Here is a 23,936-nt window from a genome sequence, read left to right on the forward strand (position 1 = left end):
CGGGGATCTTTAGGGGCGCAGCCCCTGAAGGGGCGCGGGGAACTGCGCGACCAGCCCCCACCGGGCCCGCACCCGACTCCCGACCCCGACCTCGGCCCCGGCCGATCAGGGGCGCGGGGAACGGCGCAATCCTTCAGGGGCACGGGGAACGGCGCGACCGCCCCCACCCCCTCCCATTCATTACCGTGGTCGGCACACCGTTATGGGGAGCCATGCCACCGACCCACCTCACCCCGCCCAGGCCCGACGCAGTCGAACCCGCCGAGGCCGTGGCCCCGCTGATGCGCGGCCTCACCGTGCTGCACCGCCTCACCGAGGCGGGCGGCACGCAGAGCCTCAGCGGCCTGGAGAAGACCACCGGACTCGCCAGATCCACGGTGGACCGCATCGCCGCGACCCTCGCCCGGATGGGCTACCTGCGCCTGGACGGCCGCGACGCCGTCCTCACCCCCCGGCTGATGGAGCTGGGCAACGCCTACCTCGCCGCGCTCCGGCTCCCCCGCCTGCTGGACACCCGCGCCGACGCCCTCGCGGACGAGCTGGACGAGTCGGTCTCCCTCGCGGTCGCCGACCGGGACGGCATCCGCTTCATCCACCAGGCCACGCGCCGGCGCGCGATGTCCCTGAGCTTCCGTATCGGCGACCTGCTCCCCGCCGAACGGACCGCGCCGGGCCCGCTGTTCGCCACCGAGTGGACGCTGGAGGACTGGGCGCGGTGGCGGGACAGACGGGCGGCGGACCCGCAGGACCGGGGCTTCCCGGCGGTTCCTCCACGCGAACGCCCCACCCGGGACGCGGAGTTCGAGGAACGGGCGCATCAGGCGGGCACCCGGGGCTGGGCCCTCGACGACCAGCTGATCGAGCCGGGCCTGGTCGCCGTCTCGGTGCCCGTACGGGACCGGGACGGCCGTGTCGCCTGTGTGGTCAGCGTGGTGAGCCACACCAGCCGGCACAGCGCGGAGTCCCTGCGGGAGACCATGCTGCCGAGGCTGCGGGCGACCGTACATGCCATGGAACGGGATCTGCGCGAGGCGCCCGCCCGGCCGCCCGCCGCGCCGGCCGGGCTCGCCACCTGGACCGGCGCCTCGAAACAGGAACTGGGCCGGGAGTTCGTCGAGTCGCTGGCCCGCGGGCTGACCGTGATCACGGCGTTCGGCGAGGGACGGGCCGAACTGACGCTCACCGAGGTGGCGCAGGCGACGGGGCTCGCGCGGGCGACGGCACGGCGGGCGCTGATCACGCTGGAGCACCTGGGCCATGTCACTTCCCACGGACGGCACTTCACACTGACGCCCCGCGTCCTGTCGCTCGGCTTCCCGCCCCTCTCCCGTACGACGCTGCCGCAGATCGCGGCCCCGCACCTCGCCGATCTGGCGGGCCGGCTGCACGACTCGGCGTCCCTCGCGGTCCTGGCGGGCGACGAGATCCAGTACACGGCCCGTGTCGCCACCAGCCGCATCATGAGCGTCAACATCACGGTCGGCACACGACTGCCGGCGTACGCGACCTCGCTGGGGCGGGTGATGATGGCGGACCTCTCCCCCGCCGGGCGGGACCCGTTCCTGACCGGCCGCCTCGACGCGCTGACCCCGCACACGGTCACGGACCCGGCGGCCCTCGCGGCCGTCCTGGACCACGTACGGTCGGCCGGGTACGCGCTGGTGGACGGGGAGTTGGAGGAGGGGCTGCGGTCGATCGCCGCTCCGGTCCGGGACCGTACGGGAGCCGTCGTCGCCGCCGTGAACGTGGCCATGCACAGCTCTCGGCGGACGGTCGAGCGGTGTGTGTCCGAGGTGCTTCCGGAGCTGTCGGCGACGGCCGGGCTGATCGAAGCGGATCTGCGGGTCGCGGGGCGCTTCACCCGCGTACCTGTCGCCTAGCCGACGGGTCCGTCCGGGCGCGGGGTTCCGGGTGGGGTGAGGGCCGACCGTGCAGTCGCCCCCGCGCCCCTGTGTGCGGCACGAGCTTCATTGCGCGTGCGCGTCGGCCGTGCTTGGCTCTGGCGATGAACTTTTTGTTGACGGCCGCCGGCCTGCGCAACGGCACTCAGCGGGACGCGCTGCGGGACATGCTGGGGAAGCCGTTCGGCTCGGCGAACGTCGTGTACGTTCCCACGGCGTCGCTCGCCGAGCCCGGGGACCACGGATGGTTCGTCGACGACCTGAACCGCCTGCGCGGCCTCGGCTGGCGGGAGTTCGACGTCCTGGAACTGAACGGCCTGCCCCGGCAGCTGGTGCTCGACCGGCTGCTGCACGCCGACGCCATCTACGTCGGGGGCGGCAACCACTACCACCTCGCGCGCAGCATCACCGGCAACGGCCTGGCCGACGGCTTCCTTGAAGCGCTGGAGAGCCGGGTGTACGTGGGATTCAGCGCCGGCTCGATGATCTTCAGCCGCCACCTCACCGCACACTCCGCCGACGTCATCGGGGACACCGCGGACCTCCACGTCCTCGGCGCGACGACCGTGGAACCGCCGTTCGGCCTCTTCGACTGGTACCTCAAGCCCCACCTGTACTCACCGGACTTCCCCGAGCGGGACGACGTCTGGGCCGATCGCATCGCCGCGCGGGCGGACTTCCCGCTCTACTTCATCGACGACGAGACGGCCGTCCGCGTCAGGGACGGCAAGGTGGACGTCGTCTCCGAAGGCCGCTGGCAACTCCACCCGTGACACGACCACCGCACGACGAGCCACTGCCCACCGGCACACCGGCTGACGCGGAGTCGCTCGCCCTCGGGGCCCTCGACTGGCTGATGACGGCCGCACGCGACACCGACAGCAGCACCAGCACCAGCACCGACAGCGGCAGCGGCGTGGCCTGGCCGAACACCCTCGCCGACGACCAGGTCACGCCACGGCTGTACGACGGAACCTCGGGGGTGCTGCCGGCTCTCCTCGACGGATGGCGGCATTTCGGCGACCACCGGTACGCGGACATGGCCGTACGCGGTGCCCACAGCGTCGCTGCCGCGGTCGACCACTGGGAGGACAGCGGCCTCTACTCGGGAGTGGCCGGCATGGCCGTCGCCCTACGGGGCGTGCACCGCGTGCTCGGTGACACGGCGGCGGGGACGGCCGCCGACCGTGCTCTGGACGCCCTGCGGGCCCGCTTCGACGGCGCGGCGTGGAACGACTGGTTCGAGCTGATATCCGGCAACGCCGGCATCGCGCTCGCCGCGCTGGAGTGCGGCGACGACGGCCTCGCGCTGCTGGCCGTGGACCGCTACGCGCGGACGGCCGAGCCCACCGGGGCCGGCGTCCGGTGGCGGCTCGCGGCCGGTGCGTTCCCCCGCATGCACCACATGTCGCACGGCACCCTCGGCATCGTCCACGCGCTCGCCGCCGTCGGCCGGGCCGCGGGCCGCTCCGACCTCGTCGACCTCGCGGTGGCGGGAGCCGCGGACGTCGTCTCCCGGAACGAAGCCGGACCGGACGGCTTCCTCGTCGGGCACTCCGACCCGCAACAGCAGCACGAGAGGGTCGACCGTCACAACTACGGCTGGTGCCACGGGCCGGCCGGTGACGCCCAGGCGTTCCGTCTGCTGAGCCAGGTCCTGCCCGACGATCCGGCCTGGCCCGCCCTTGTCGACCGCTGCTGGCACACCCTCGTCAACTCCGGCATACCCCGGCGGATCCGGCCGGGCTTCTGGGACAACAACGGCCGCTGCTGCGGCACCGCCGGTGTGCTCGCCCTCGCCTGCGACCGGCGGGTCGAACGCGGTGACGGCCGTGACTTCGCCGACGTCCTCGTCGCCGACCTCGCGGCGCGTGCGACGGTCGATGCCTGTGGTGTCCGCTGGTCCAATGTCGAGCACCGGGACACGCCCAGCGTCCTGGCCCCCGCCGGCGGCTGGGCCATGGGTAACGCGGGCATCGTCCGTGAGGTGCTGCGCCACGCCCGCATCACCGCGGGCCGCGACCCGCACTACGCGATCCCCTTCCCGGACCACCCACCCACCACCTGACCGCCGGGCACCCCCCGGGGTCGACGGTCGGGCGCGGGCGGGTGGGGGTCGGCCGCGCAGTTCCTCGCGCCCCTTAAAAACCGGGGTCGACGGTCGGGTGCGGCCCGGTGGGGGCCGGTCGCGCAGTTCCCCGCGCCCCAAAAACCGGGGGTCGACGGTCGGGTGCGGCCCGGTGGGGGCTGGCCGCGCAGTTCCTCGCGCCCCTAAAAACCGGGGTCGACAGTCGGGTGCGGCCCGGCGGGGGCCGGTCGCGCAGTTCCTCGCGCCCCTGAAAGAAGGGGGTCGGTCGCGCAGTTCGTCGTGCCCCTAGGTGCCCAGGGGCGCGGGGAACTGCGCAGTCTTTGAACGGTGCCGATGTCACGCGCTCTGGCGGGAGATCGGTCGGTGCAGTGGCGAAGGCGAAGGCGCCTCCGGCGCCACGGCCTCGCGGCGGCGGCCCGAGGCGATCAGTTCCTTCAGGGTCGGCTCCGCCGCGAGGCGTGGCAGCAGCAGGGTCCAGAAGCGGGTCAGCATCGACTGGGACAGCCACTGCGCGTTGCGGCTGCCCAGCGCTCCGAACCCGACCGTCGCCGCGACCACCGCGTGGGCGGCGTCCTGCGGCGCCACGTCCCGCGCCAACGCGCCCTCCCTGGCCGCCTGGGCCAGCAGGCTCTCGACCCACGCCTGCCAGCGTCGCCGCAGATCCGCCCCGGGCGCCACCGGCACGGGACTCTCGCTCAGGTCGAACCCGGCCCGCAGGATCACATCGTGCCGCAGCCCCCGCAGCAGGGCGTGCGTCGTGTCGACCAGCACCTGCAGCGGGCCCCCGCTCCCGACGGCCTGCCCGCGTGCCGCACCCTCGTGGGTGATCTGGCGCAGCCGCAGCGCCGCCGCCTCCCACACCGCCGCGGTCAGCGCCGCCTTGCTGGCGAAGTGGAAGTGCAGCGCTCCGTTGCTGACGCCGGCCCGGGCACTGATCGTGGACAAGGACACGACGTCGAAGCCGTCCTTGCTGAAGAGTTCGGCCGCCGACTCGATCAACGCGTTGCGCGTACGCACCGCTCGCTCCTGCTGGGCCATCAGAACGCTCCGTTGCTGCGAGGGCATGCCGGAAAGGCAGAACCACGATAACAAACCGCATGCGCGGTTTCTATAGGCACTAAGGGGTCGGCGCGAGCAGCACCGGCAGTGAGCCGTAGCCGTTGACGATGAAGGACTCCACGGGCTCGATCCCGTCGACCGGTACCGCCAGGGCCAGTTGGGGAAAGCGCTCGAACAGCGCGGCCACCGCCACGCCCGCCTCGATCCGCGCGAGCGGGGCCCCCAGGCACCGGTGCACCCCGTGCCCGAAGGCCAGGTCCTCACGCCGTCCCTGCCGCAGCACGTCGAAGACGGCGACATCGTCCCCGTACGCCTCGGGGTCGCTCGAAGCCGCGGCGAAGGAGACGAGGATGGGGTCTCCCCGACGGATCGTCACCGTGTCGTCGGCGGCGTCCGGCCCGGAGTCGTCGGCGTCCGGCCCGGAACCGCCGTCCCCCAGCGTGATGTCGTCGACCGCGAACCGCATCGGCGAGTACGCCGCCGGGCTGTGCACCCGCAGTGTCTCGTCCACGACGTCCGCCCAGGTCGCCCGTCCCTCGCGTACGTGGGCCAGTTGACCGGGGTGGACGAGGAGCGCGCCGACGGCGTTGGTGATGAGGGTGCAGGTCGTCTCCTGGCCCGCGGCGATCATGAGGTAGAGGGTGCCGAGGAGTTCCTGCTCGCTGAGCCCGCCGTCCTGGTCGCGGGCCTCGATCAGCGCGGACGTCAGATCCCCGCCGGGACGCTCCCGCTTCTCGGCGACGAGCCGCGCCAGCATGCCGAAGACCTCGACCTGCGCGGCGGCCATCTCCGAGGCCGGCACCGCCGTGCCGAACACCAACTCCAGCGCGGTGCACAGAGGTTCGCGCGCCTCCTCCGCCACCCCGAACAGCTCGCAGATCACCCGCATCGGCAGGAGCTTGGCGAACTCGGCCCGCAGGTCGATCCGTTCACCGGCCGGGTGGGCGGCCAGCTCGTCCAGCAGCCCGGCCGTGAGTTCCTCGACACGCGGGCGCAGTGCCTCGCTCCGGCGTGCGGTGAACGCGCCCGCGACCAGCCGTCGCAGCCGGGCGTGGTGCTCTCCGTAGGCGAACAGCATGTTCTCGTTGGCGACCCACGGGTACAGCGGCCATTCGGCGTCTATCCGCCCGTCGACGAAGGCGGGCCAGTGCTGCCGGGCGTCCTTGGACACGCGCGGGTCGAGGAGGAGCTGCTTGACGTACTTCTGCCGTACGACCGCCCAGGCGGCCACCCCGCCCGGCAGTTCCACCGCGGCCACCGGCCCTCGCGAGCGCAGTTTCTCGGCCTCCGAGGCGAGGTCGCGTCCCGTCACGTCCAACGCGTACGGGCAAGCGGGCATGTCCATGCGTGCACTCCGTTCGGTAGGTCGTTCACACGCCCCGCCGACACGGGGAGGCGTCTTACCGGGGCGCCCGGCCGGGGCGTCTCGCTGCTCTCACTGGACGGCGGTCACGGCCTCCGCCGCCGGCACGGCCCGCGACGCCCTCCCGCCCCCGCCCCCGCCCGCGGCCTCGCTCTCCGAGCCGACGTCACCCCCGGCTTCCGCTTCCGCTTCCGCTTCCGCCTCAGCCTCTGCCTCCGTCTCACGCAGCCGCATGGCATCCGCATGGACGCGGGCCGCCCGCTCCGGCGAGAAGTCCAGCCGTACGAGGATGCCGGGCACCGCGATCGACGGCATCAGATGCCGGTAGAGGTCGGCCACCCGCTCCGCGAGGTCCGCGCGGCCCGTCATGATCCGCGACAGCACCTGGACGCCGGTGAAGGCGCCGACGAACAGCTTGGCCAGCGCGTCCACGTCGGCGTGCGGCAGTACCTCGCCCTTGGCCTTGGCCTCCCGGAAGAGGGCGTGGGTGTGTTCCTGCCAGGCCTGCATGGGCACCCGGCGGTTGAGATGGTCCTTGGGAGAGCCCTGGTCCACGGTCAGCCGCACGCTGCCCTGGACGATCGGGTCCCCGGTGTCCTGCTTGAGCAGATACGCGAGCAGCAGCGCCTCGTCCAGCGACTGCTGCAGCTTCAGCTCCTGATCGGGCACCCGCGGCAGGGAGTCGACCTGGCCGGCGAGGACCGCCTGGGCGAGCTCCTCCTTGGAGGTGAAGTGGAAGTAGAGGGCGCCCTTGGTCATGCCGGACTTCTTGAGGACGTCCGAGATGGTCGCCGCCTCGTATCCGACCTCGTCGAAGACCTGGGCCGCCGCGACGAGGATCGCGCGTCGCGTCCGAATGGCTCGCTCTTGCCGCGCCACGGGGAACCTCCGTACCATCCCGCTCACCGGGAAAAAGAGACCAAGAGGTCTGTACCGTACGCCCACGACCTCGCGGCTCAGAATAAAACCAGCCGAACGGTTTCTCAAGGATTCCGTTCGGCCCGAACTGACCGCGCCTCACTGAGCTGCGATGATGGTGAGATATCGTCCTCGACGCCTCCCGGTCCTCCCCGATCGAGCCCCGCCACCTCTCTCCGGGCACCTTGAAAAGAAAACCGGTTGGTACGTATCTTCGTGGGGCAGTGGTCCGCATCCGACCGGTCCCACACCCTGGGGAGTTCGATGTCCGTGCCCGCACACACGAAGACCCACCCCGTCGCCGACGAACTGGCCCGGCTCCTCTTCGAGGGCGCCGACCGCGAGCGCGTCCACGGGGCCTGGCGCCGGCTCGTCCGCGGCAGGGAGTTCGCCTACCGGGCGGAACTGTCGCCGCAGGAGCGGACGGCTCTCTCGTACGAGCGGCTGCGGCTGCTGAACGAGGCGGTGGGCGACCCGGTGGAGCTGGCGGGCGACCCGTACCGCCTCGCGGGTCTGCACGAGTGGACGGGTCCGGTGGACGGCGGGCTGACCACGCTCGCGAGCATCCACTACAACCTCTTCCTCGGCAGCCTCCTCGACCATGACGGCGGCCGCCAGAGAGACCTCTCCCGCTTTACGTCCCTGCAGAGCACAGGAACGTTTCTCTGCACGGAGTTGGAGCACGGCAACGACGTGGCGTCGATGGAGACGGTCGCCGTGTTCGACCGGGCGACGGGCGGCTTCCGGCTGACCACGCCCACCGAGGGCGCGCAGAAGTTCATGCCCAACACCAGCCTGGCCGGCGGCCCCAAGACGGCCGTGGTCGCGGCGCGCCTCCTCGTCGACGGCGAGGACCGGGGAACGTTCCTCTTCCTGACCCCGCTCAGCGACGAGAGCGGCCACCTTCCCGGCGTACGGGTCCGTCCGCTGCCCCGGCGCACCGGGACCCCGGTGGACCACTGCCTCACCGCGTTCGACCAGGTGTGGCTGCCGCGCGAGGCCCTGCTGGAGGCCAAGCACGGGCGGCTGTCCGCCGACGGGACGCTGAGCAGCAGCCTCGGCAACAGACGCAAGCGGCTGCTGCGTTCCATCAACCGCGTCACCATGGGCAAGCTCTGCATGAGCGCCGGCACCCTGGGCATGTCCCGGGCGGCGCTGACGATCGCGGTGCGGTACGCCCACAGCCGCCTCCTGTCCGGCCCCAGGGCGGGCGAGCGCATCCCGCTGGCCGCCCACCGCAGCCATCACGGCCGGCTGTTGCACGCGCTGGCGACGGCGTACGCGATGACGTTCCTGCACCGGTCGACGGTGAGCCTGTTCGCCGCGCACGCCGAGGAGGAGCGGGCGGAGGTGGAGCGCGAGGTGGCCGTGGCCAAGGGGTGGATCACCTGGCAGGCGCGGGCGATCACGACCGAGTGCCGTGAACGCTGCGGCGCGCAGGGGCTGTTCCCGGCCAACGGGCTGGCCGACCTTCCCTTGAACATCGAGGGCGGCATCACCGCCGAGGGCGACAACCTGGTGATCTGGGTGAAGGCCGCGTCCGAGATGGTCTTCGGGCACCAGGTGGCGCGGGCCGACGACGCCCCCGTCCCTCCCGCCGACCGGGAGATCACCGAACTCCCCTTCCTGCGCGACCTGCTGGCCGACGTCGAACGCATCTGGCAGGACCGGGCGCGGGCCGCCCTGCGCGAAGGTCCCTCGGGGGATCCGGTCGGCCGCTGGAACGCGACCTCGGACGCGGCGCTGGAGATGGTCTCCGCGCATGCGCGGCTCCGGGCGGCGGACGCGTTCCTGGCGGCGATCGCGCGGACCGCGGATGCGCGGGCGGGGCATCTGATGCGCAACCTGTGCCGGCTGTTCCTGCTGCGACAGGTCGGCGCGCACACGGGTGACCTGCTGGCCGAGGGGCGTCTCACCGCCGACCACGTACGGGGTCTGCCGAAGGCCGTCGACACGGTCGTGGGGGATCTGGCGCCGCACCTGATGACACTGGTCGACGCGTTCGACCTGCCGGCGGAGGTGCTGTCGAGCATCCCGATCGCGAGCGGGGGGTATGTCGGCGGGGCCGACGTGGGTGGGGACCTGGTGGGGGCGGGGGGTGTCCTGTCCGCGACACCTTGACCCGACCGGTGACGCCTGATCGCGCGGTTCCCCGCGCCCCTCTAAGGGCGCTGCCCCTTTGTTCCTCGTCCGCAGGCACGTCGTGGCTGAGCGCGCAGTTCCCCGCGCCCCTCAAAAGCGGGGCTGCGCCCCTGCTTTTGCCCCTGCGAGGCCACGTCTTTCAGGGGCGCGAGGAACGGCGCGACCAGCCACAGACCACCCGCACATGCAAGCGCACACGAGCCCCCGCCCCCTAAGGGGCGCGGGGAACTGCGCGACCAGCCACGACGCACCCGCAGACAAAAACCAACGGGCCAGGCCCCCTGAAGGGGCGCGGGGAACGGCGCGGCCAGTCACGACGCGCCCGCAGGCGGACGGCGGTCCGGGGGCGTGGCCTAACGGACCAGGCACGGACGCTTCGCGTCGAACTGCCAGTCAGGGACCAGGTACCGCATACCCACCGCATCGTCCCGCGCCCCCAGCGCCTTCTTCAGATACAGCTCGTGCGCCGCGAGCAACCGCTCCATGTCCAGCTCGACGCCCAGCCCGCCGCCGTCCGGCACGGCGATCTCCCCGTCGACGATGCGCGGCGGATCGACGGTGAGCCGTTCCAGCCCTTCCTGCCAGATCCAGTGCGTGTCCAGCGCGTTGTACTCCCCCGGCGCCGCCGCCCCGCAGTGCGTGACCATCGCGAGCGAGATGTCGAAGTGGTTGTTGGAGTGGCACCCCCAGGTCAGCCCCATCGCGTTGCACAGCTGAGCCACCCGCACAGACCCCTGCATGGTCCAGAAGTGCGGGTCGGCCAGCGGAATGGACACGGACTGGAGCGCCAGCGCGTGCGTCATCTGCCGCCAGTCCGTGGCGATCATGTTCGTGGCCGTCGGAAGTCCGGTCGCCCGCCGGAACTCCGCCAGGATCTCCCGCCCGGAGTAGCCGTCCTCGGCCCCGCACGGGTCCTCGGCGTACGCGAGCGTGCCCACGAGCGGCTTGCACAGTTCGACGGCCTCGCTCAGCGACCACGCCCCGTTGGGGTCCAGGGTGACCCGCGCCCCGGGGAAACGGCCCTTGAGCGCCCGTACGGCCTCGACCTCCTCCGCACCGGCCAGTACACCGCCCTTGAGTTTGAAGTCCCGGAAACCGTAAAGGTCGTACGCCGTCTCGGCCTGCCGCACGATCGCCTCCGGCGTGAGCGCCTCCTCGTGCCGGACGCGGTACCAGTCGACGTCCGAGTCGGGCTCACGCACGTACTCCAGATCGGTCCGGCCGGGATCACCGACGTAGAAGAGGTAGCCCAGGACCCGTACGGACGAGCGCTGTTGGCCGTCGCCGAGCAGCGCGGCGACCGGTACGTCCAGGTGCTGGCCCAGGAGGTCGAGCAGCCCGGACTCGACGGCCGTCACGGCGTGCACGGTGGTGCGCAGGTCGAAGGTCTGGGCTCCACGGCCGCCCGAGTCACGGTCGGCGAAGCGGTCCCCGATCGCCCGCAGGACGCGCTTGTAGTCGCCCACCTTCGCGCCGACGACCAGGGATTCGGCGTCCCGCAGGGTCCGGGTGATCTTCTCGCCGCCGGGCACCTCCCCCAGTCCCGTACGGCCCTCGGAGTCCTTGAGGACCACGATGTTGCGGGTGAAGTAGGGACCGTGCGCGCCGGAGAGGTTCAGCTCCATGCTGTCGCGGCCGGCGACGGGGTAGACGGCGAACTCGGTGACGGTCGGCTGACTCATGCGGATCGATGACCTTTCTGAGTGGAGGAGGGGTCCTTCGGGGTGAAGGAGGGGCCCTTCGGGTCGGGTCACAGGCTGAGGACGTCCAGGGCCCACTCCATCGCCAGGACGCCGCCCAGGCCGAGGACCGCGAGGACCGTCGTATAGGTGGTACGCACCTTGATCGCCTCGATGACCGAGAGGTTGAAGTACTCCTTGAAGAGCCAGAATCCCGGGTCGTTGACGTGGGAGAAGGCGATCGAGCCGCAGGACACGGCGAGCACCATGATCTCGGGGTGGATGCCGCTGCCCGCGAGGAGCGGCAGCACCACACCGGAGGCGGTGACGACGGCGACGGTCGCCGAACCGAGCGCGACGCGGAGGATGACCGCGATGAGCCACGCCAGGACGATCGGCGAGATGGACCAGCTGTCGGTGGCGTCCTTGATGTAGTCGGAGATGCCGCCTTCGACGAGGACGTTCTTGAACGCGCCGCCCGCGCCGATGACGAGGAGGATCATCGCCATCGACTGGGCGGCGGAGGTACAGGACGTGTTGACGTCGGCGAGGCTGCGGCCGATGCGCGGGCCGAACGCCCAGATCGCCAGGATCAGGGTCATCATGAGCGCGATCGGCGCCGAGCCGATGAAGGCGACGAAGTGCAGGACGGGCCCGTCCCCCGGGACCGCCATGTCGACGACGGCGGCGCCCGCGATGAGTACGACGGGGAAGAGTGCGACGGACAGCGACCAGCCGAGGCCGGGCATCTCGCCGTCCTCGAACTCGCGGTCGCTGACCAGGCCCTTGGGGATGGAGGGGTCCATGGCCTTGATGAACGGCAGTCGCGGCCACAGCAGCGCGATGAACGCGCCCACGGGGACGGCGATGAACAGGCCGTAGAACAGGGTGTGTCCGACGGAGGCGTGGAAGGTCGCGGCCACGGCGGTGGGGCCGGGGTGCGGCGGCAGGAAGCTGTGCATCGTGGACAGGGCGATCGACATCGGCAGGCCGACCCACAGCAGCTTCGCCCCGGTGACCCTGACCAGCGTGAACGCGATCGGCACGATGATGATGAACGCGACCTCGTAGAACATGGTCACGCCGATGAGCATGGACGTGACCACCATGGCCACCTGGACCCAGCGCGGCCCGAACGCGTCCAGCAGCCGGCCGGCTATCCGCTGGGCGGCGCCGGAGTCCCCCATCACCCGGCCGACCATGGCGCCGAGCCCGATGGTGAGCATCGTGTCGCCGATCTGGCCGCCGATGCCCTCCGAGAGGACGTCCGGGATGTCGGCCACCGGTATGCCCTGGACCAGGGCGACGCCCACCGCGACGAGCAGCAGCGCGGCGAAGCCGTTGAGTTTCATCCGGGTCATCAGGAACAGCAGCACCAGGACGCTGATCCCGACTACGAGCAGAGGCATGCAGTTCCCCTTTGAACTGGCCGTGTGTCAAGCGGTGGATCGGGCGGAACGTGGGGTGGATCAGGCGGTGGCGCGGCGGAGCGGCGCTCCGACGAGGGCGAGGCCGGTGTCGAGGATCGCCTCCAGTGCGGCGAGGTCGGCGGCGCCGGGATCGGTGAGCGGAGCCCGTACGGGTCCCACCGGCAGACCGCGCAGCCGGGCGGCGGCCTTGACGAGGGACACGGCGTATCCCGGCACGCGGTCGCGCAGCTCGACGAGCGGGACGTAGAAGTCGCGCAGGAGCTTGGTGAGCGTGGCCTCGTCGTTGCCGCGCAGGGCGGTGAAGAAGGCGCTCGCGATCTCGGGGGCGAAGGCGTGGACGGCCGAGGAGTAGGCGGGGACGCCGACGGTCGCGTAGGCGCGGGCCTGGATCTCGGCGGTGGAGGCGCCGTTGAAGAAGAGGAAGCCGTCGGGGGCGGCGAGGGTGAGCCGCTGCAGCCGGTCGAGGTCGCTGTGCCCGTCCTTGAGGCCGACGACGGTGGGGATCTCCGCGACGCGGCGCAGCGTGTCCGCGGTGAAGGCGACCTGCCCGCGCTGGTACGCGATCAGCGGCAGCCGGGTGCCGGCGGCGATCCGGCGCAGTTGCCCGACCAGTCCGTCCTGCGGGGCGCCGACCAGGTAGTGGGGCATCACGAGCAGGGCGTCGGCGCCGGCCTCCTCCGCGATCCGGGCGAAGCGCAGGGCCTGCGCCCAGCCGTAGCCGATGCCGGCGACCACCGGCAGGCGGCCGTCGGCGATCTCGACCGTGGCCTCGACGACCGCGCGGTACTCGTCCTCGTCCAGCGAGAAGAACTCGCCGGTCCCGCAGGCGGGGAAGACGGCGCCGGGGGCGGCGGCGTCGGGCCCGGGGGCCAACTGGGCCGTCAGGTAGGCCCGGTAGGACTCCAGGTCGAGTTCGCCGCCGCTGCCGCCACTGCCGTGGTTCTCTCCGCCCTCTCCACCTTCTCCTCCCTCGGCCCGGAAGCTGGTGAGGGGAAACGACAGCACCCCGTCCGCCATACCGTCGCGCAGCCGCTGGACCACGGCCTCGATCTCCGCGCTGTACCGCATCCCTGATCTCTCATCTCTATATGCAGATGACGTACACGTATGAGAACGGAGGTTAGGTCGGTGAACCGGACACGGTCAATGGGTGCGGCAGCGCGGATTTACGATGAGGCCATGCCGGAGAGCAGCGGGGGCCGCGGGGGCCGCGGGGCACAGGAAACCCAGGGGGCACAGGAATCACGGGGAGCGCGGGGCGTACGCGGGGTGAAGTCGGCGAGCCGCACGGTCGCGCTGCTCGAACTGCTCGCCGCACGCGGTGACCGCCCCGCCCGCCTGGACGAACTGGCCGAGGAGCTGGACGTACCGCGCAGCAGCATGTACCAGCTGCTCCAGACCCTCATCGACTGCGGCTGGGTGCGCTCCGACACGACCGGGTCCCTCTACGGCATCGGGATCCGCGCCCTGTTCACGGGCACGAGCTACCTCGACAGCGACCCGCACGTCCGCCTGGTGCGCCCCTACCTCGACCAGGCCTCGGACGCGCTCGGCGAGACGATCCACCTGGCCCGGCTCGACGGCCCGGACGTCGTCTACCTCGCGACCCGCGAGTCCCACGAGTACCTGCGGACCATCAGCAGGGTCGGCCGCCGTATCCCGGCACACGCGGGCGCGCTCGGCAAGGCTCTGCTCGCCGAGCGCCCCGACACCGGACTCCCGCTCCCCGAGGGCCCGTTGCGTGCCCTCACCGAGAACACGCACACCACCAGGACCACCCTGCTCACCGACCTCGCGGGGGTCCGCGCGCGCGGCCACTCCATCGACCGCGAGGAGACGGTGCCCGGTATCGCGGGCTTCGGCTTCGCCCTGCGGTACGACTCCCCGGCCACGGACGCCATCAGCTGCTCGGTGCCGGTGGCCCGCCTCAGCGAGGCCCACGAGGCCCGGGTGATCGCGGTCATGCGGGAGACCCGCACGAAGATCGAGGGCGCGCTCCCTTCGGCTTCGGGGGCGCCGGACTGGCGGTGACCCGGGGCCGCCCCACTCCACCGCTCACTCCACCGCTCACTCCACCGCCCTGCGGCGCATGACGAGGGCGGCGGCCATCACGGACGAGGCCACGGCGAGCAGCGCGCAGGCGCCCGCGGTCGCCCCGAGCGCCGCCCACGGCATTTCGACCGACGTCCGTACGGAGAGCAGCCGCAGCGCGCTCCACATGCCCAGCAGATTGAAAGCGGCGACGAGCAGCCCCAGCACCCCGCCGACCACGACCACCGTCAGCGCCTCCGCGCCCACCATCCGCAGCACCTGCCACCGGGTGGCCCCGGCCAGCCGTAGCACGGCCAGGTCGCGGACCCGGCCGGAGGCCGCCATGGCGACGGTGTTGACCAGCGAGATCCCGGTGTACAGCAGGGCGATGCCGAGGACCAGGACGAAGCCCGTCCGGGTCGTCCGGTCGGACTCGGGGTACGTCGCCCGCACCCACTGCCCGGCGGTGAACACCTTCCCGCCGGACTCCCGTACGGCGTCGCGCAGTTCGACGGGCGCAGCAGTCACGGCGCCAGCGCCGACATCGGCATCGGCGTGGGCGTGGGCATCGGCGCTCGTGAGGTGGACGTCGACGCGGTCGGCGTACGCCTTCGGAGCGTTGCGCGGGGTGACGTACACGCCGTTGTCGCCCGTGCCGGTCGGCATGACCGCGGCGATCCTCAGGGACTTCCTCGTGCCGTCGCCGAGCCATACGTCCACGCGCTGTCCCACGGTGTGCCGTTCCCACTCCTCGTTGACGATGATCGAGTCGTCGTCCAGGTCCCTCGCGTCCCCCGCGACGAGCGGCAGACGGGCGGTGCGGGTGAGCGGGCCGGGTTCGGCGGCACGGGCCTCGGACCCGACGAGCGCCACGCCGTCCTCCAGTACGTACACGGCGCTCGACGAGGTCACGGAGACCTCGGTGCCCGGCACGTCCCGCAGTCTGCGCAACGTGCCCTCGTCGAAGCCCGCGCCGCGCGGCGCGGTGACCACGAAGTCGGCGGTGGTCCGCGCCCGGACCTCGGCCGCCTTCGCCTCGTGGAGGGTGGCGACGGCACCCGACAGCGAGCCCGTCAGCGCGACCATGACCAGCACGGGCGCCGCGACGGCGGCCGTACGCCGGACGCCCGCGACGGCGTTCTCCCGCACCAGCATCCCGGTGGCGCCGGGCAGCCGGGCCGGCGCCCAGGCGATCAGCCGGGCCATCGGGCGGACCAGCACCGGCGCGAGCAGCGCCACCGCGGTGATCAGCAGCATGGGCCTGCTGATGTAGGTCTTGCGGTGCAGCAGGTCGCCGGGGTCGTCCACGAGGGCCAGGACCGGCAGGACGACGGCGGTCAGCAGCAGGCCGCCGCCGAACAGCCGGCGGCCCCACGTCATCGTCCCGCTGTCGACGGCCGCCTCGCGCAGCGCCTCGACGGGGCCGGTGCGCCCCGCACGCCAGGACGCGGCCAGCGCCCCGGACAGCGCCACGAGCAGGCCCGTCCAGAAAGCCGTCCAGTACGGCCAGGTGTGGTCGCCGAGGGTGAACCAGCGGGGCGCGAGGCGTTCGTCGACCGCCCACGCGGCGAGCCGCGGCGCCCCGTACGAGCCGAGCACGCAGCCGGCCGCCGAGGCGAGCACACCGATGAGGAGTGCCTCGGAGACGACCATGCGGCGGAGCTGTCCCGGGGTCGCCCCGGCCGTGCGCAGCAGCCCGAACTCCCGGCGGCGCCGGGCCACCGCGAACGCGAAGGTCGACGCCACCACGAACACCGACACGAACCCGGTGACCCCGCCCGCCGTGCCGAACAGGGCGTTCATCGCGGTGATCGCCTCCCTGTCCCGGTCGGGATCGGCGTCGGCGTACCGGCGCGCGTCACCGGTGAGGACCTGGACGCCGTCGCTCGCGGGCGCGGTCTCGCGCACGGCCTCGCGCACGGCCTCGCGCACGGCCTCACGCACGGCTGCCGTGTCCGCGCCGGTGACGACGAGCTGGACGCTGCGTGGCGATAGCTCGGCGGCGCGGGCGTCCGTGTGGAAGACGGCGTTCTCGAAGGCGGGGCTGGGGTCGGGCGCAGCGCCCGCATGCTGTTCGGCGCCACCCGCTTTCACAACACCGACGACTCGTACGGTGCCGTCGTAGGTCCGTATCCGCGTGCCGGGACGGGCCCAGTCGCCGCTGACGGCGACCTCGTCCGCGGCCTTCGGCGCGCGTCCCGCGACCAGCTCGTACGGGGCGAACGCGGCGGTGGACCAGGGGTGGCCGACCAGATCGTCGGGGCCGTCCCCGCCACGGCCGCCGCCCCGGACCCGTACCGGGAACGACCGGTCCTCGACGACGGTCCCGAGGGTTCGCAGCCTGGCGACCAACTCCTCGGGGACGGTGCGCGGCTGGGCGAGTGCGCGGGTGCGGACACCGTTCGGCGTGCTCACCCGCAGCGTGTCCATGCCCTTGACGACGACGGGCGCCGCGGCGAACCGCTCGGGCCCGCGGTCGGGCGCGTCCGCCGAGGACGCGAGGACCAGTCCCATGACGGCGATCAGCGCCACGCCCGTCGACAGGGCGACGAAGCTGCCGACGAAGGTCACCCAGCGGGCGCGCAGCGTACGCAGGGCGGTGCTCAGCACGGCGGTTCTCAGCAGGTCGGTGCTCAGCACGGCGGTCCTCAGCACGACGCGGCCTCCAGTTCGGTCACCCGCGCGGCGATGTCCTCGGCGCCGACGCCAGGGCCGGCGCCGATCAGCTCGCCGTTGACGCGGCCGTCGACGAGTACGACCACGCGGTCGGCGTACGAGGCGGCGACCGGGTCGTGGGTGACCATGACGACCGTCCGGCCCTCCCCGTCGACCATGCCGCGCAGCAGGGTGAGCACTTCCCGGCCGCTGCGCGAGTCGAGCGCGCCGGTGGGTTCGTCGGCGAACAGCACCTCGGGGCGCGTGATCAGGGCGCGGGCCAGGGCGACGCGCTGCTGCTGGCCGCCGGACATCTCGGTCGGCCGGTGCCGGGCGCGCCCGCCGAGTCCGACCTGTTCCAGTACCTCGCGGACCCGGGCCTTCGGGGGACGGCGGCCGGCCAGCCGCAGGGGCAGGGCCACGTTCTGCTCGGCGGTCAGGGAGGAGAGGAGGTTGAACGCCTGGAACACGAAGCCGATGCGCTCGCGGCGCAGGAGGGTCAGCCCGGTCTCGCTCAGCCCGGTCAGCTCGGTCCCGCCGACGACGACCGAACCGGAGGTGGGCCGGTCGAGACCCGCGGCGCATTGCAGCAGGGTCGACTTGCCCGAACCGGACGGCCCCATCACGGCGGTGAACGTCCCCTTCGGGAAGCCGAGCGACACCTGGTCGAGGGCGGTGACGGAGGTATCGCCGGAGCCGTGACGCCGGGTCACGGACCGCAGTCGGATCGCGGTGTCGGGTGCGTGGTCGGTCCCGTCCTGGGCCACGTCGTGGGTCATGCGTCCCCGCTCATGTCGGTGTCGGTGCTGCCCGTCGGTGCTGTCCGTCAGCGCCGTCCGTCAACGCTGTCCGTCAACGCTGACCGTCAGCGCTTCCAGAGTCGGTCGGCGCACCCTCATGGCGCGCTACGGCAGGGACGAGACTTGAGGTAGGGCAGTGACGAGACTCGGGGTAGGGCCAGGCCTACCCTCGATCCACGCCCTGGCCCGATGGCGCCGGGCGCCCCCGCGCTCGTACGGTCCTACGGTGATCCCCATACAGCCGGTGATCCCCATGACCCCGGTGATGGCGATCCCCATACGCCCGCGGAACGTGTGGCAGGCCATGTCCCGCCCCGGCTTCCTGCTGTCGGCCTGGCCCTGGCGCGCTGCCGCGTACCTGCTCACGGGCGCGGTGACCGGCGCCGTCACCCTGCTGGTGATCGTGGCGGTGACGGCGGTCTGCGGCGCGCTCGCCCTCCTCCTGGTGGGACTCCCCTTACTGGTCATGGTCGCCCTCAGCGGGCTTCCCGTGGCGAGCGCGGAGCGGCGCAGGCTGCGTCTGATCGACGACGATCCGGCGTCCGGCCGGCACCGCGAGCCGGCCGCGCCGGGCCTGCGGGCCTGGCTGACCACCCGGCTGCGCGAGCGGGCGACCTGGCGGGAACTCGGGTACGCGCTGCTGTTCGCCGTGCTGTTGTGGCCGGTCGACGCCCTGGCGGTCACGGTCGCCCTGCTCCTCCCGCTGTCCGTGGTCGCCACGCCGCTGCTGCTGGCCACGGTCGGCGGCGGCGAGGAGACGAAGGTGCTCAAGCTGTGGACGGTGAGCACGTGGCCGACCGCGTGCGGCGTCGCCGTACTGGGCCTGCTCCTCATGGCCCTGTGCTGCTACGCGCTCGGTGTCGCGGCGGGCGCCCGCGCCGAGCTGACCCGCGTGCTCATCGCCTCCCGCGAGGACGAACTCGACGCCAGGGTCGTCGAACTCACCAGCTCCCGCGTGCGGTTGGTGGACGCCTTCGAGGCGGAGCGCCGCCGGATCGAGCGCGATCTGCACGACGGCGCCCAACAACGCCTGGTGGCCCTGAGCATGACCCTCGGTCTGGCCCGGCTGGACGCACCGCCGGGACCGCTCGCCGACCAGCTCGCCAGGGCCCACGAGCAGGCGGCGCAAGCCCTCACGGAACTGCGCGAACTGATCCACGACATCCACCCCAAGGTCCTCACGGACTACGGTCTGCAGGCCGCGGTCGCCGACGCCGCGGACCGTTCGGCGGTCCCCGTCGACGTCGACGTCGAACTACCGGGCCGACTGCCCGGCCCGGTGGAGTCGGCGGCGTACTTCGTGGTCTGCGAGGCGTTGGCGAACGTCGCCCGGCACAGCGGAGCGACACGCGCGCGGGTGAGCGGCGGCCACCGTGACGGCCGCCTGTTCCTCCAGGTGTGCGACGACGGCCGGGGCGGGGCCGACGCCGCGGTCGGCAGCGGACTCACCGGCCTCGCGGACCGGGTGTCGGTGCTGGATGGCAGACTCGCCCTGTCCAGTCCGCCGGGCGGCCCGACGCTGTTGCTTGTGGAGGTTCCTTGCGAGTCGGTTCCGGCCGGGACGGCCGATCACTGCGGGTAGTGCTGGCCGAGGACAGCGTCCTGCTGCGGGAAGGACTCATCGGCCTGCTCGCCCGCTTCGGCCACGAGGTGGTGGCGGCCGTCGGGGACGCGCCGGCCCTGCTCACGGCGGTCGAGGAGCACACCCCCGACATCGTGGTGACGGACGTACGCATGCCGCCCGGCTTCCAGGACGAGGGCCTGCACGCGGCGGTACGGCTGCGCGAGAGGCGGCCCACGCTGCCGGTCCTGGTCCTCAGCCAGTACGTACAACGGACGTACGCCTCCGAGCTCCTGGACTCCGGCGACGGATCCGGCGTCGGCTACCTGCTGAAGGACCGCGTGGGCCAGGTCGAGGAGTTCGTCGACGCCCTGCACGAGGTCGCGACCGGCGGAACGGTCCTCGACCCCGAGGTGGTCCGCCGCCTGCTGCGCCGCCGCCACGACCCCCTGCAACACCTCACACCACGCGAGCGCGAGGTACTGGCCCTGATGGCGGAGGGCAGATCCAACGGCGCGATCGCGAGAACCCTGGTGGTCTCCGAGGCCGCGATCGGCAAACACATCAACGGAATCCTCACGAAACTGAACCTCCCGCTGGAGGAGGGAACGCATCGGAGGGTTGCGGCGGTGCTGGCCTATTTGAGGGGGTGAGAGGGGCGAGTTCAAGGGGGTGAGAGGGGCGAGGGGCGTGAGGGCTCTCGGCCCACTGGGACTGGGGCACAGGGCCGCCATCGCCGTACCGGGTCCGGACCTGCTGGACCACGCCGGGGTCGCCGGAACGCCGAGGCGCTGCTCGCTGGTCGCTGGTCGCTGGTCGCTGGTCGCCGACACGGTGGGCCACCCGGCCCCCCTGGCCTCCTGGCCTCCTGGCCCGCGCCGGGTAACGGCGGCGGTCTTCGACCCATCACCCGCCTGAGCCCCTATCCGGTACCCTGTGGTGCGAGCGTCCCTGGCAGGCGCTGCGGCATGTGGCGCGGTTCCCGCACCTCATCACCGCGGCAACGACCCAGATCGCTCAGGGCTTGACCGGGAGACCTGGCCAAGACTCGTCACCGAGTCCGACGCAAGACCTCACACAAGCCCCGCCTTCGTAGCTCAGGGGATAGAGCACCGCTCTCCTAAAGCGGGTGTCGCAGGTTCGAATCCTGCCGGGGGCACCAGCCAAAAGGCCCCGGACCGATCATGGTCCGGGGCCTTTGACATCCACTTCTGACATCAACGAGGACGGTCACCGGCAACCGGCCGCCGCTTGAGCAGCCGGTCCATGTGGCTGATGGCCTCGCGCTGGGTGTCCTGCACGACGTGCGTGTAGACGTCCATGGTGATGCTGATCTGTGAGTGCCCCAGGATCTCCATCACGACGCGGGGCGCGACTCCGGCCGCAGTGAGGAGAGTCGCCGTGCCGTGCCGAGCGTCATGCAGCCGGATGACGCGAAGGCCGGCGGACTCGGCGACGCGGGTGAAGGAGCGGTAGACGTTGCGCGGCTCGACCTGGTGGCCGGTGCGGGTGGTGAAGACGTACTCCGATTCCTGCCACCGCTCCCCCGCCTTGGCGCGAGCGGCGGACTGCCGCATCCGGTGCCAGCGCAGAGGGGCGATGCAGAGCGCGGGCAGCGGGACGACGCGGCGGCGACGGCTCTTGGGATCGTCGTCGTACAGAACGCCGCGCCGACGCTGAGTCTGCTGACGGACGTAGAGGACGCGGTTTTCGAGGTCGAGGTCAGACCAGCGGAGACCGATGATCTCGCCCCGCCGGAGCCCCATGGCGATGGCGAGCACGAAGGCCGCGTAGAGGGGATCTCTGCGGGATGCCGCAAGGAAGTCCAACGTCTCGTCCAGGTTCCAGGGACTCAGCTCCTTGTTGTCCGTGCGCGGAGGCTCGACGAGCTTGGCCACGTTGCGCGCGATCAGCTCCTCACGGCAGGCCGAGGACAGCGCGGACCGCAGAACCCGATGCGATTCCTTGGCCGTTGCAGCGGTGGTCTCCCGCTCCAGTCGGACGAGGAACCGTCGCACGTCCGCGACGCCGAGGGATTCGAGCCGCTTCGCACCGAGAAGCGGCACCAGGTAAAGCCGTACGTGCGCTTCGTACTTGTCGTACGTGCTGAGCTTTCGCCGAGGCTTGATCACGTTGTCCAGCCAGTAGGGCAGCCACTCGGAGAGCTTGGCCGAACGGGTCGGCACGGGTACGCCCTGATCGACCTTGGCCAGCAGCTCCCGGCGCTTGGTGTCGCACTCCGCCCAGGTCTTACCGTAAGCGAACTTCCGGGCCCGGGTGCCGTCCGGCTGAAGCACGTAGACGGCAGCCTGAAAGCGGCCGTCCTTGCGCTTGGTGATGGTGCCCGCCCCGTTCGGGTTGCGCTTGCGCTGGCCGGCCATCAGGCAGCCGCCTCCATTTCGTGGGAGATGTAGTCGCTGAGGGCCCGCGCCGGAATGCGGCGGCATCGGCCGATGGTGATCGAAGGGAGCCGACGAGAGCGGATCAGGTCGTAGACGGTCGACCGCCCGAGCTTGAGTCGCGCCATGACCTCGGCCACGGTCAGCAGCTCGTCATCACGCATGCGTCGGTTCTCCTTCGGTTCCGGGGGCAGGTGCGAGGGATTCGGCAAGCCACGCTTCGGCGTCGGTGAGGCCGCTTCCTGCGTAGACCCAGTGCGCGAGAACGAGGGTCGTGCTCTCGTCGGTCGCGCCCTCGATGTCGGTCGTGGCCTCCGCGACCTGTGCGCGGCGCCACTCGGCACGGGCCTCACGGAGGGCGCCGAGGGTGGTGGAGTACCGGCGGGACTTGGTGGAGAAGTGGCCGCGGAAGCCGAGCATGTGGGCCCAGGCCCGGAGCCGGAGTTCTTCGAGGTCCTTGCGGGCGCCGAGGGTCCAGGCGGTACGCACCAGCCGCCGGGCGTGTTCGCTGATGTCGAGCTGGGCCAGTTCGGCGAGGAACTTCAGCGGGCGGTCGAGAGCTCCCGTGGCGGTCTCGGCGCCCTTGGTGGCGTACTTGGCGATGTACGCGGCGACGGCCCGGTCGGTCAGTTCCTGGCCGCCGTTGAAGTCGGCGCCGCGGATGATGCGTACGTCGAGTTGACGGCCGAAGGCGAAGACGTGAGCGCGGCCGTCGATGACCGGACCGTCCACGCGAGCAGCGGTCGCGGCGGACCGTATGGCATCGGTCAGCAGCTCGGCGGTGGCCCAGGCAGGAGGCGGGGTGTCGCCGCCCTCTGGACCGTCGATGCGGATGACGGCGTGGAAGTGGACGGCCCCGCGCTTCTGGTACTCGGCGACTTTGGCGAAGGACACCCGGGCGTGCTGGCGGAACTCCCGCTGTGAGAGTCCGGCCCGCTTGGCGACCTCCCGCCGCAGGTAGGTCGAGAAGCGGCGCCACAGCGGACCGGCGTGCGCGTTCCAGAGCACGGCCGCTTCGTAGTCGTACGTGTCCGGGTCGAGCGGAGTGCCGAGTACGTCGTCGTCCTGGTCGTGCAGGACGCCGCACCGGCAGCGGCGGACCGAACCGGCCGGACCGGTGGGACGGTTGTGGACGGGGCCGAAGCCCGGGGCGGTGAAGGTGGCGAAGACGCGAGGGTGCGCGGCGACCTGTTCGGGGACGCCCTTGCCGCCGCGCAGGCCGGAGGTGATCAGGTGGAAGGTGTCGCGCCGGTAGACCTCCGAGCAAGCGGCACAGCGGGTCGTGCGGCGGTTGTTGCAGCGGACCAAGAGGTAACCGGCCGGGAGGCCAGTGGAGTCGAGGTGGTGGAGGAGGTTGCCGATCTCGCCGGTGCGGGTGTTCACGTCGTACTCGGCGCGATGGCCGTCGAGGCGGATCGGCTGGGTGCAGCCGCCGAGGCCGGAGAGCTGACGCAGGAGGCCGGGCATGGTGCCGAGGGAGGCCAGCTCGCTGAGTTCGGCCAGCGGGGGCGGGGTGGCGCGGGTGATGATGGCTTTCTCCTTCTGGCTTCGGTCAGGAGGGGTAGGGCCCCCGGGGCGGCGGATGCTTGGCGGTGTCGGTCCGCCCCGGGGGGTCTGGTGTCGATGGCTGGTGCGGTTGGCCGCCGTCAGCGGTGGCGCTGGTCGCGGAGCATCGAGCGCAGGACCACGGCGGCGACGGCGACGGAGATGGCCGTGACGGCGACGGCGGCCAGGAGCGCGGTCAGCACGACTCCGCCGACGAGAACGGCCGCGACCGCTCCGGCGCTGACGGATATCTGCGGAGCCGGACGGCGCACGGGAGCCGGATCGGTCGGCGCGTGCGTGTGTGCGGGCGGGGGTGTCGGGTTGTCCGGGTACTTGGGCAGGAACACGGCGAAGCTCTCCTTAC

General features: G+C 72.0%; 20 protein-coding genes and 1 tRNA gene. 9 read left to right on the top strand and 12 right to left on the bottom strand.

Going from position 1 to position 23,936, the window contains the following annotated elements:
• Positions 1–212: 212 nt before the first annotated feature.
• The 3 genes from J8N05_RS02985 to J8N05_RS02995 all read left to right on the top strand — a co-directional run bounded on the left by J8N05_RS02985 (position 213) and on the right by J8N05_RS02995 (position 3,969).
• Positions 213–1,880: an IclR family transcriptional regulator domain-containing protein gene (locus J8N05_RS02985; protein WP_247706123.1), complete on the top strand. Its 1,668-nt coding sequence runs from the start codon at positions 213–215 to the stop codon at positions 1,878–1,880.
• A 125-nt stretch (positions 1,881–2,005) separates the two neighbouring features.
• Positions 2,006–2,674 (top strand): Type 1 glutamine amidotransferase-like domain-containing protein, encoded by a 669-nt coding sequence (locus J8N05_RS02990; RefSeq protein ID WP_210880924.1) that lies wholly within the window; start codon positions 2,006–2,008, stop codon positions 2,672–2,674.
• A complete protein-coding gene (locus tag J8N05_RS02995) occupies positions 2,671–3,969 on the top strand; it encodes a lanthionine synthetase LanC family protein (RefSeq protein WP_308286785.1) in 1,299 nt (432 codons plus the stop codon). Before J8N05_RS02990 ends, J8N05_RS02995 begins: the two co-directional genes overlap by 4 nt.
• Before the next feature lie 357 nt (positions 3,970–4,326).
• On the opposite strand, the gene J8N05_RS03000 is transcribed toward J8N05_RS02995, so the two are convergent.
• The 3 genes from J8N05_RS03000 to J8N05_RS03010 form a co-directional block, all read right to left on the bottom strand.
• Positions 4,327–5,028, bottom strand: a complete 702-nt coding sequence (locus J8N05_RS03000; protein WP_210880925.1) for a ScbR family autoregulator-binding transcription factor — start codon at positions 5,026–5,028, stop codon at positions 4,327–4,329.
• Between the two features lie 79 nt (positions 5,029–5,107).
• Positions 5,108–6,394, bottom strand: a complete 1,287-nt coding sequence (locus tag J8N05_RS03005) for a cytochrome P450 family protein (protein ID WP_210880926.1) — start codon at positions 6,392–6,394, stop codon at positions 5,108–5,110.
• Positions 6,395–6,484: 90 nt separating this feature from the next.
• On the bottom strand, positions 6,485–7,291 hold the full coding sequence (locus J8N05_RS03010; protein ID WP_210880927.1) for a ScbR family autoregulator-binding transcription factor: 807 nt from the start codon (positions 7,289–7,291) through the stop codon (positions 6,485–6,487).
• A gap of 303 nt (positions 7,292–7,594) precedes the next feature.
• On the opposite strand from J8N05_RS03010, the gene J8N05_RS03015 reads away from it, so the two are divergent.
• Positions 7,595–9,451 (top strand): acyl-CoA dehydrogenase family protein, encoded by a 1,857-nt coding sequence (locus J8N05_RS03015; protein ID WP_210880928.1) that lies wholly within the window; start codon positions 7,595–7,597, stop codon positions 9,449–9,451.
• Between the two features lie 374 nt (positions 9,452–9,825).
• On the opposite strand, the gene J8N05_RS03020 is transcribed toward J8N05_RS03015, so the two are convergent.
• The 3 genes from J8N05_RS03020 to J8N05_RS03030 all read right to left on the bottom strand — a co-directional run bounded on the left by J8N05_RS03020 (position 9,826) and on the right by J8N05_RS03030 (position 13,649).
• Positions 9,826–11,154, bottom strand: a complete 1,329-nt coding sequence (locus J8N05_RS03020) for an enolase C-terminal domain-like protein (protein WP_210880929.1) — start codon at positions 11,152–11,154, stop codon at positions 9,826–9,828.
• 68 nt (positions 11,155–11,222) lie between these two features.
• The gene (locus tag J8N05_RS03025; protein ID WP_210880930.1) at positions 11,223–12,560 is read right to left on the bottom strand and encodes a gluconate:H+ symporter; all 1,338 of its coding nucleotides are present in this window, start codon (positions 12,558–12,560) and stop codon (positions 11,223–11,225) included.
• Between the two features lie 60 nt (positions 12,561–12,620).
• Positions 12,621–13,649: a 5-dehydro-4-deoxyglucarate dehydratase gene (locus tag J8N05_RS03030; RefSeq protein ID WP_210880931.1), complete on the bottom strand. Its 1,029-nt coding sequence runs from the start codon at positions 13,647–13,649 to the stop codon at positions 12,621–12,623.
• 111 nt (positions 13,650–13,760) lie between these two features.
• Here J8N05_RS03030 and J8N05_RS03035 point away from each other — a divergent pair, with 111 nt between their 5' ends.
• Positions 13,761–14,612: an IclR family transcriptional regulator gene (locus J8N05_RS03035; protein WP_210880932.1), complete on the top strand. Its 852-nt coding sequence runs from the start codon at positions 13,761–13,763 to the stop codon at positions 14,610–14,612.
• A gap of 36 nt (positions 14,613–14,648) precedes the next feature.
• Here the strand turns inward: J8N05_RS03035 and J8N05_RS03040 are convergent, their stop codons facing one another.
• Positions 14,649–17,222 (bottom strand): FtsX-like permease family protein, encoded by a 2,574-nt coding sequence (locus tag J8N05_RS03040; RefSeq protein WP_210889988.1) that lies wholly within the window; start codon positions 17,220–17,222, stop codon positions 14,649–14,651.
• A 38-nt stretch (positions 17,223–17,260) separates the two neighbouring features.
• Entirely contained in the window at positions 17,261–18,046 is a 786-nt protein-coding gene (locus J8N05_RS03045) for an ABC transporter ATP-binding protein (protein WP_210880933.1), read from the bottom strand.
• A 325-nt stretch (positions 18,047–18,371) separates the two neighbouring features.
• Between J8N05_RS03045 and J8N05_RS03050 the strand changes: the two genes are divergently transcribed.
• The 4 genes from J8N05_RS03050 to J8N05_RS03065 all read left to right on the top strand — a co-directional run bounded on the left by J8N05_RS03050 (position 18,372) and on the right by J8N05_RS03065 (position 20,790).
• Positions 18,372–19,649 carry a sensor histidine kinase gene (locus J8N05_RS03050; RefSeq protein ID WP_210889989.1) on the top strand — a complete coding sequence of 426 codons (1,278 nt, stop codon included), beginning with the start codon at positions 18,372–18,374 and terminating at the stop codon, positions 19,647–19,649.
• Complete coding sequence (locus J8N05_RS03055) at positions 19,649–20,281, top strand: response regulator transcription factor (RefSeq protein ID WP_210889990.1); 633 nt, start codon at positions 19,649–19,651, stop codon at positions 20,279–20,281. The genes J8N05_RS03050 and J8N05_RS03055 overlap by 1 nt, the downstream gene beginning before the upstream one ends.
• A gap of 37 nt (positions 20,282–20,318) precedes the next feature.
• The gene (locus tag J8N05_RS03060; protein ID WP_210880934.1) at positions 20,319–20,546 is read left to right on the top strand and encodes a hypothetical protein; all 228 of its coding nucleotides are present in this window, start codon (positions 20,319–20,321) and stop codon (positions 20,544–20,546) included.
• 168 nt (positions 20,547–20,714) lie between these two features.
• Positions 20,715–20,790, top strand: a tRNA-Arg gene (locus tag J8N05_RS03065).
• 55 nt (positions 20,791–20,845) lie between these two features.
• Here J8N05_RS03065 and J8N05_RS03070 read toward each other — a convergent pair.
• The 4 genes from J8N05_RS03070 to J8N05_RS03085 all read right to left on the bottom strand — a co-directional run bounded on the left by J8N05_RS03070 (position 20,846) and on the right by J8N05_RS03085 (position 23,919).
• Complete coding sequence (locus J8N05_RS03070) at positions 20,846–22,009, bottom strand: tyrosine-type recombinase/integrase (RefSeq protein ID WP_210880935.1); 1,164 nt, start codon at positions 22,007–22,009, stop codon at positions 20,846–20,848.
• On the bottom strand, positions 22,009–22,191 hold the full coding sequence (locus J8N05_RS03075) for a helix-turn-helix domain-containing protein (protein WP_055514908.1): 183 nt from the start codon (positions 22,189–22,191) through the stop codon (positions 22,009–22,011). The genes J8N05_RS03070 and J8N05_RS03075 overlap by 1 nt, the downstream gene beginning before the upstream one ends.
• Positions 22,184–23,494: a replication initiator gene (locus J8N05_RS03080; protein ID WP_210880936.1), complete on the bottom strand. Its 1,311-nt coding sequence runs from the start codon at positions 23,492–23,494 to the stop codon at positions 22,184–22,186. Before J8N05_RS03080 ends, J8N05_RS03075 begins: the two co-directional genes overlap by 8 nt.
• A gap of 179 nt (positions 23,495–23,673) precedes the next feature.
• Positions 23,674–23,919: a SpdD protein gene (locus J8N05_RS03085; RefSeq protein ID WP_210889991.1), complete on the bottom strand. Its 246-nt coding sequence runs from the start codon at positions 23,917–23,919 to the stop codon at positions 23,674–23,676.
• Positions 23,920–23,936 lie beyond the last annotated feature (17 nt).

Source organism: Streptomyces liliiviolaceus (assembly GCF_018070025.1).
Taxonomy (GTDB): Bacteria; Actinomycetota; Actinomycetes; order Streptomycetales; family Streptomycetaceae; genus Streptomyces; species Streptomyces liliiviolaceus.

Excerpts from the sequence above, each read along its gene's own strand:
- J8N05_RS02985 (WP_247706123.1), top strand. The coding sequence starts at position 213 with ATGCCACCGACCCACCTCACCCCGCCCAGGCCCGACGCAGTCGAACCC.
- J8N05_RS02990 (WP_210880924.1), top strand. The coding sequence starts at position 2,006 with ATGAACTTTTTGTTGACGGCCGCCGGCCTGCGCAACGGCACTCAGCGG.
- J8N05_RS03000 (WP_210880925.1), bottom strand. The coding sequence starts at position 5,028 with ATGGCCCAGCAGGAGCGAGCGGTGCGTACGCGCAACGCGTTGATCGAG.
- J8N05_RS03005 (WP_210880926.1), bottom strand. The coding sequence starts at position 6,394 with ATGGACATGCCCGCTTGCCCGTACGCGTTGGACGTGACGGGACGCGAC.
- J8N05_RS03015 (WP_210880928.1), top strand. The coding sequence starts at position 7,595 with ATGTCCGTGCCCGCACACACGAAGACCCACCCCGTCGCCGACGAACTG.
- J8N05_RS03020 (WP_210880929.1), bottom strand. The coding sequence starts at position 11,154 with ATGAGTCAGCCGACCGTCACCGAGTTCGCCGTCTACCCCGTCGCCGGC.
- J8N05_RS03025 (WP_210880930.1), bottom strand. The coding sequence starts at position 12,560 with ATGCCTCTGCTCGTAGTCGGGATCAGCGTCCTGGTGCTGCTGTTCCTG.
- J8N05_RS03030 (WP_210880931.1), bottom strand. The coding sequence starts at position 13,649 with ATGCGGTACAGCGCGGAGATCGAGGCCGTGGTCCAGCGGCTGCGCGAC.
- J8N05_RS03035 (WP_210880932.1), top strand. The coding sequence starts at position 13,761 with ATGCCGGAGAGCAGCGGGGGCCGCGGGGGCCGCGGGGCACAGGAAACC.
- J8N05_RS03045 (WP_210880933.1), bottom strand. The coding sequence starts at position 18,046 with ATGACCCACGACGTGGCCCAGGACGGGACCGACCACGCACCCGACACC.
- J8N05_RS03050 (WP_210889989.1), top strand. The coding sequence starts at position 18,372 with ATGTCCCGCCCCGGCTTCCTGCTGTCGGCCTGGCCCTGGCGCGCTGCC.
- J8N05_RS03070 (WP_210880935.1), bottom strand. The coding sequence starts at position 22,009 with ATGGCCGGCCAGCGCAAGCGCAACCCGAACGGGGCGGGCACCATCACC.
- J8N05_RS03075 (WP_055514908.1), bottom strand. The coding sequence starts at position 22,191 with ATGCGTGATGACGAGCTGCTGACCGTGGCCGAGGTCATGGCGCGACTC.
- J8N05_RS03080 (WP_210880936.1), bottom strand. The coding sequence starts at position 23,494 with ATGCCCGGCCTCCTGCGTCAGCTCTCCGGCCTCGGCGGCTGCACCCAG.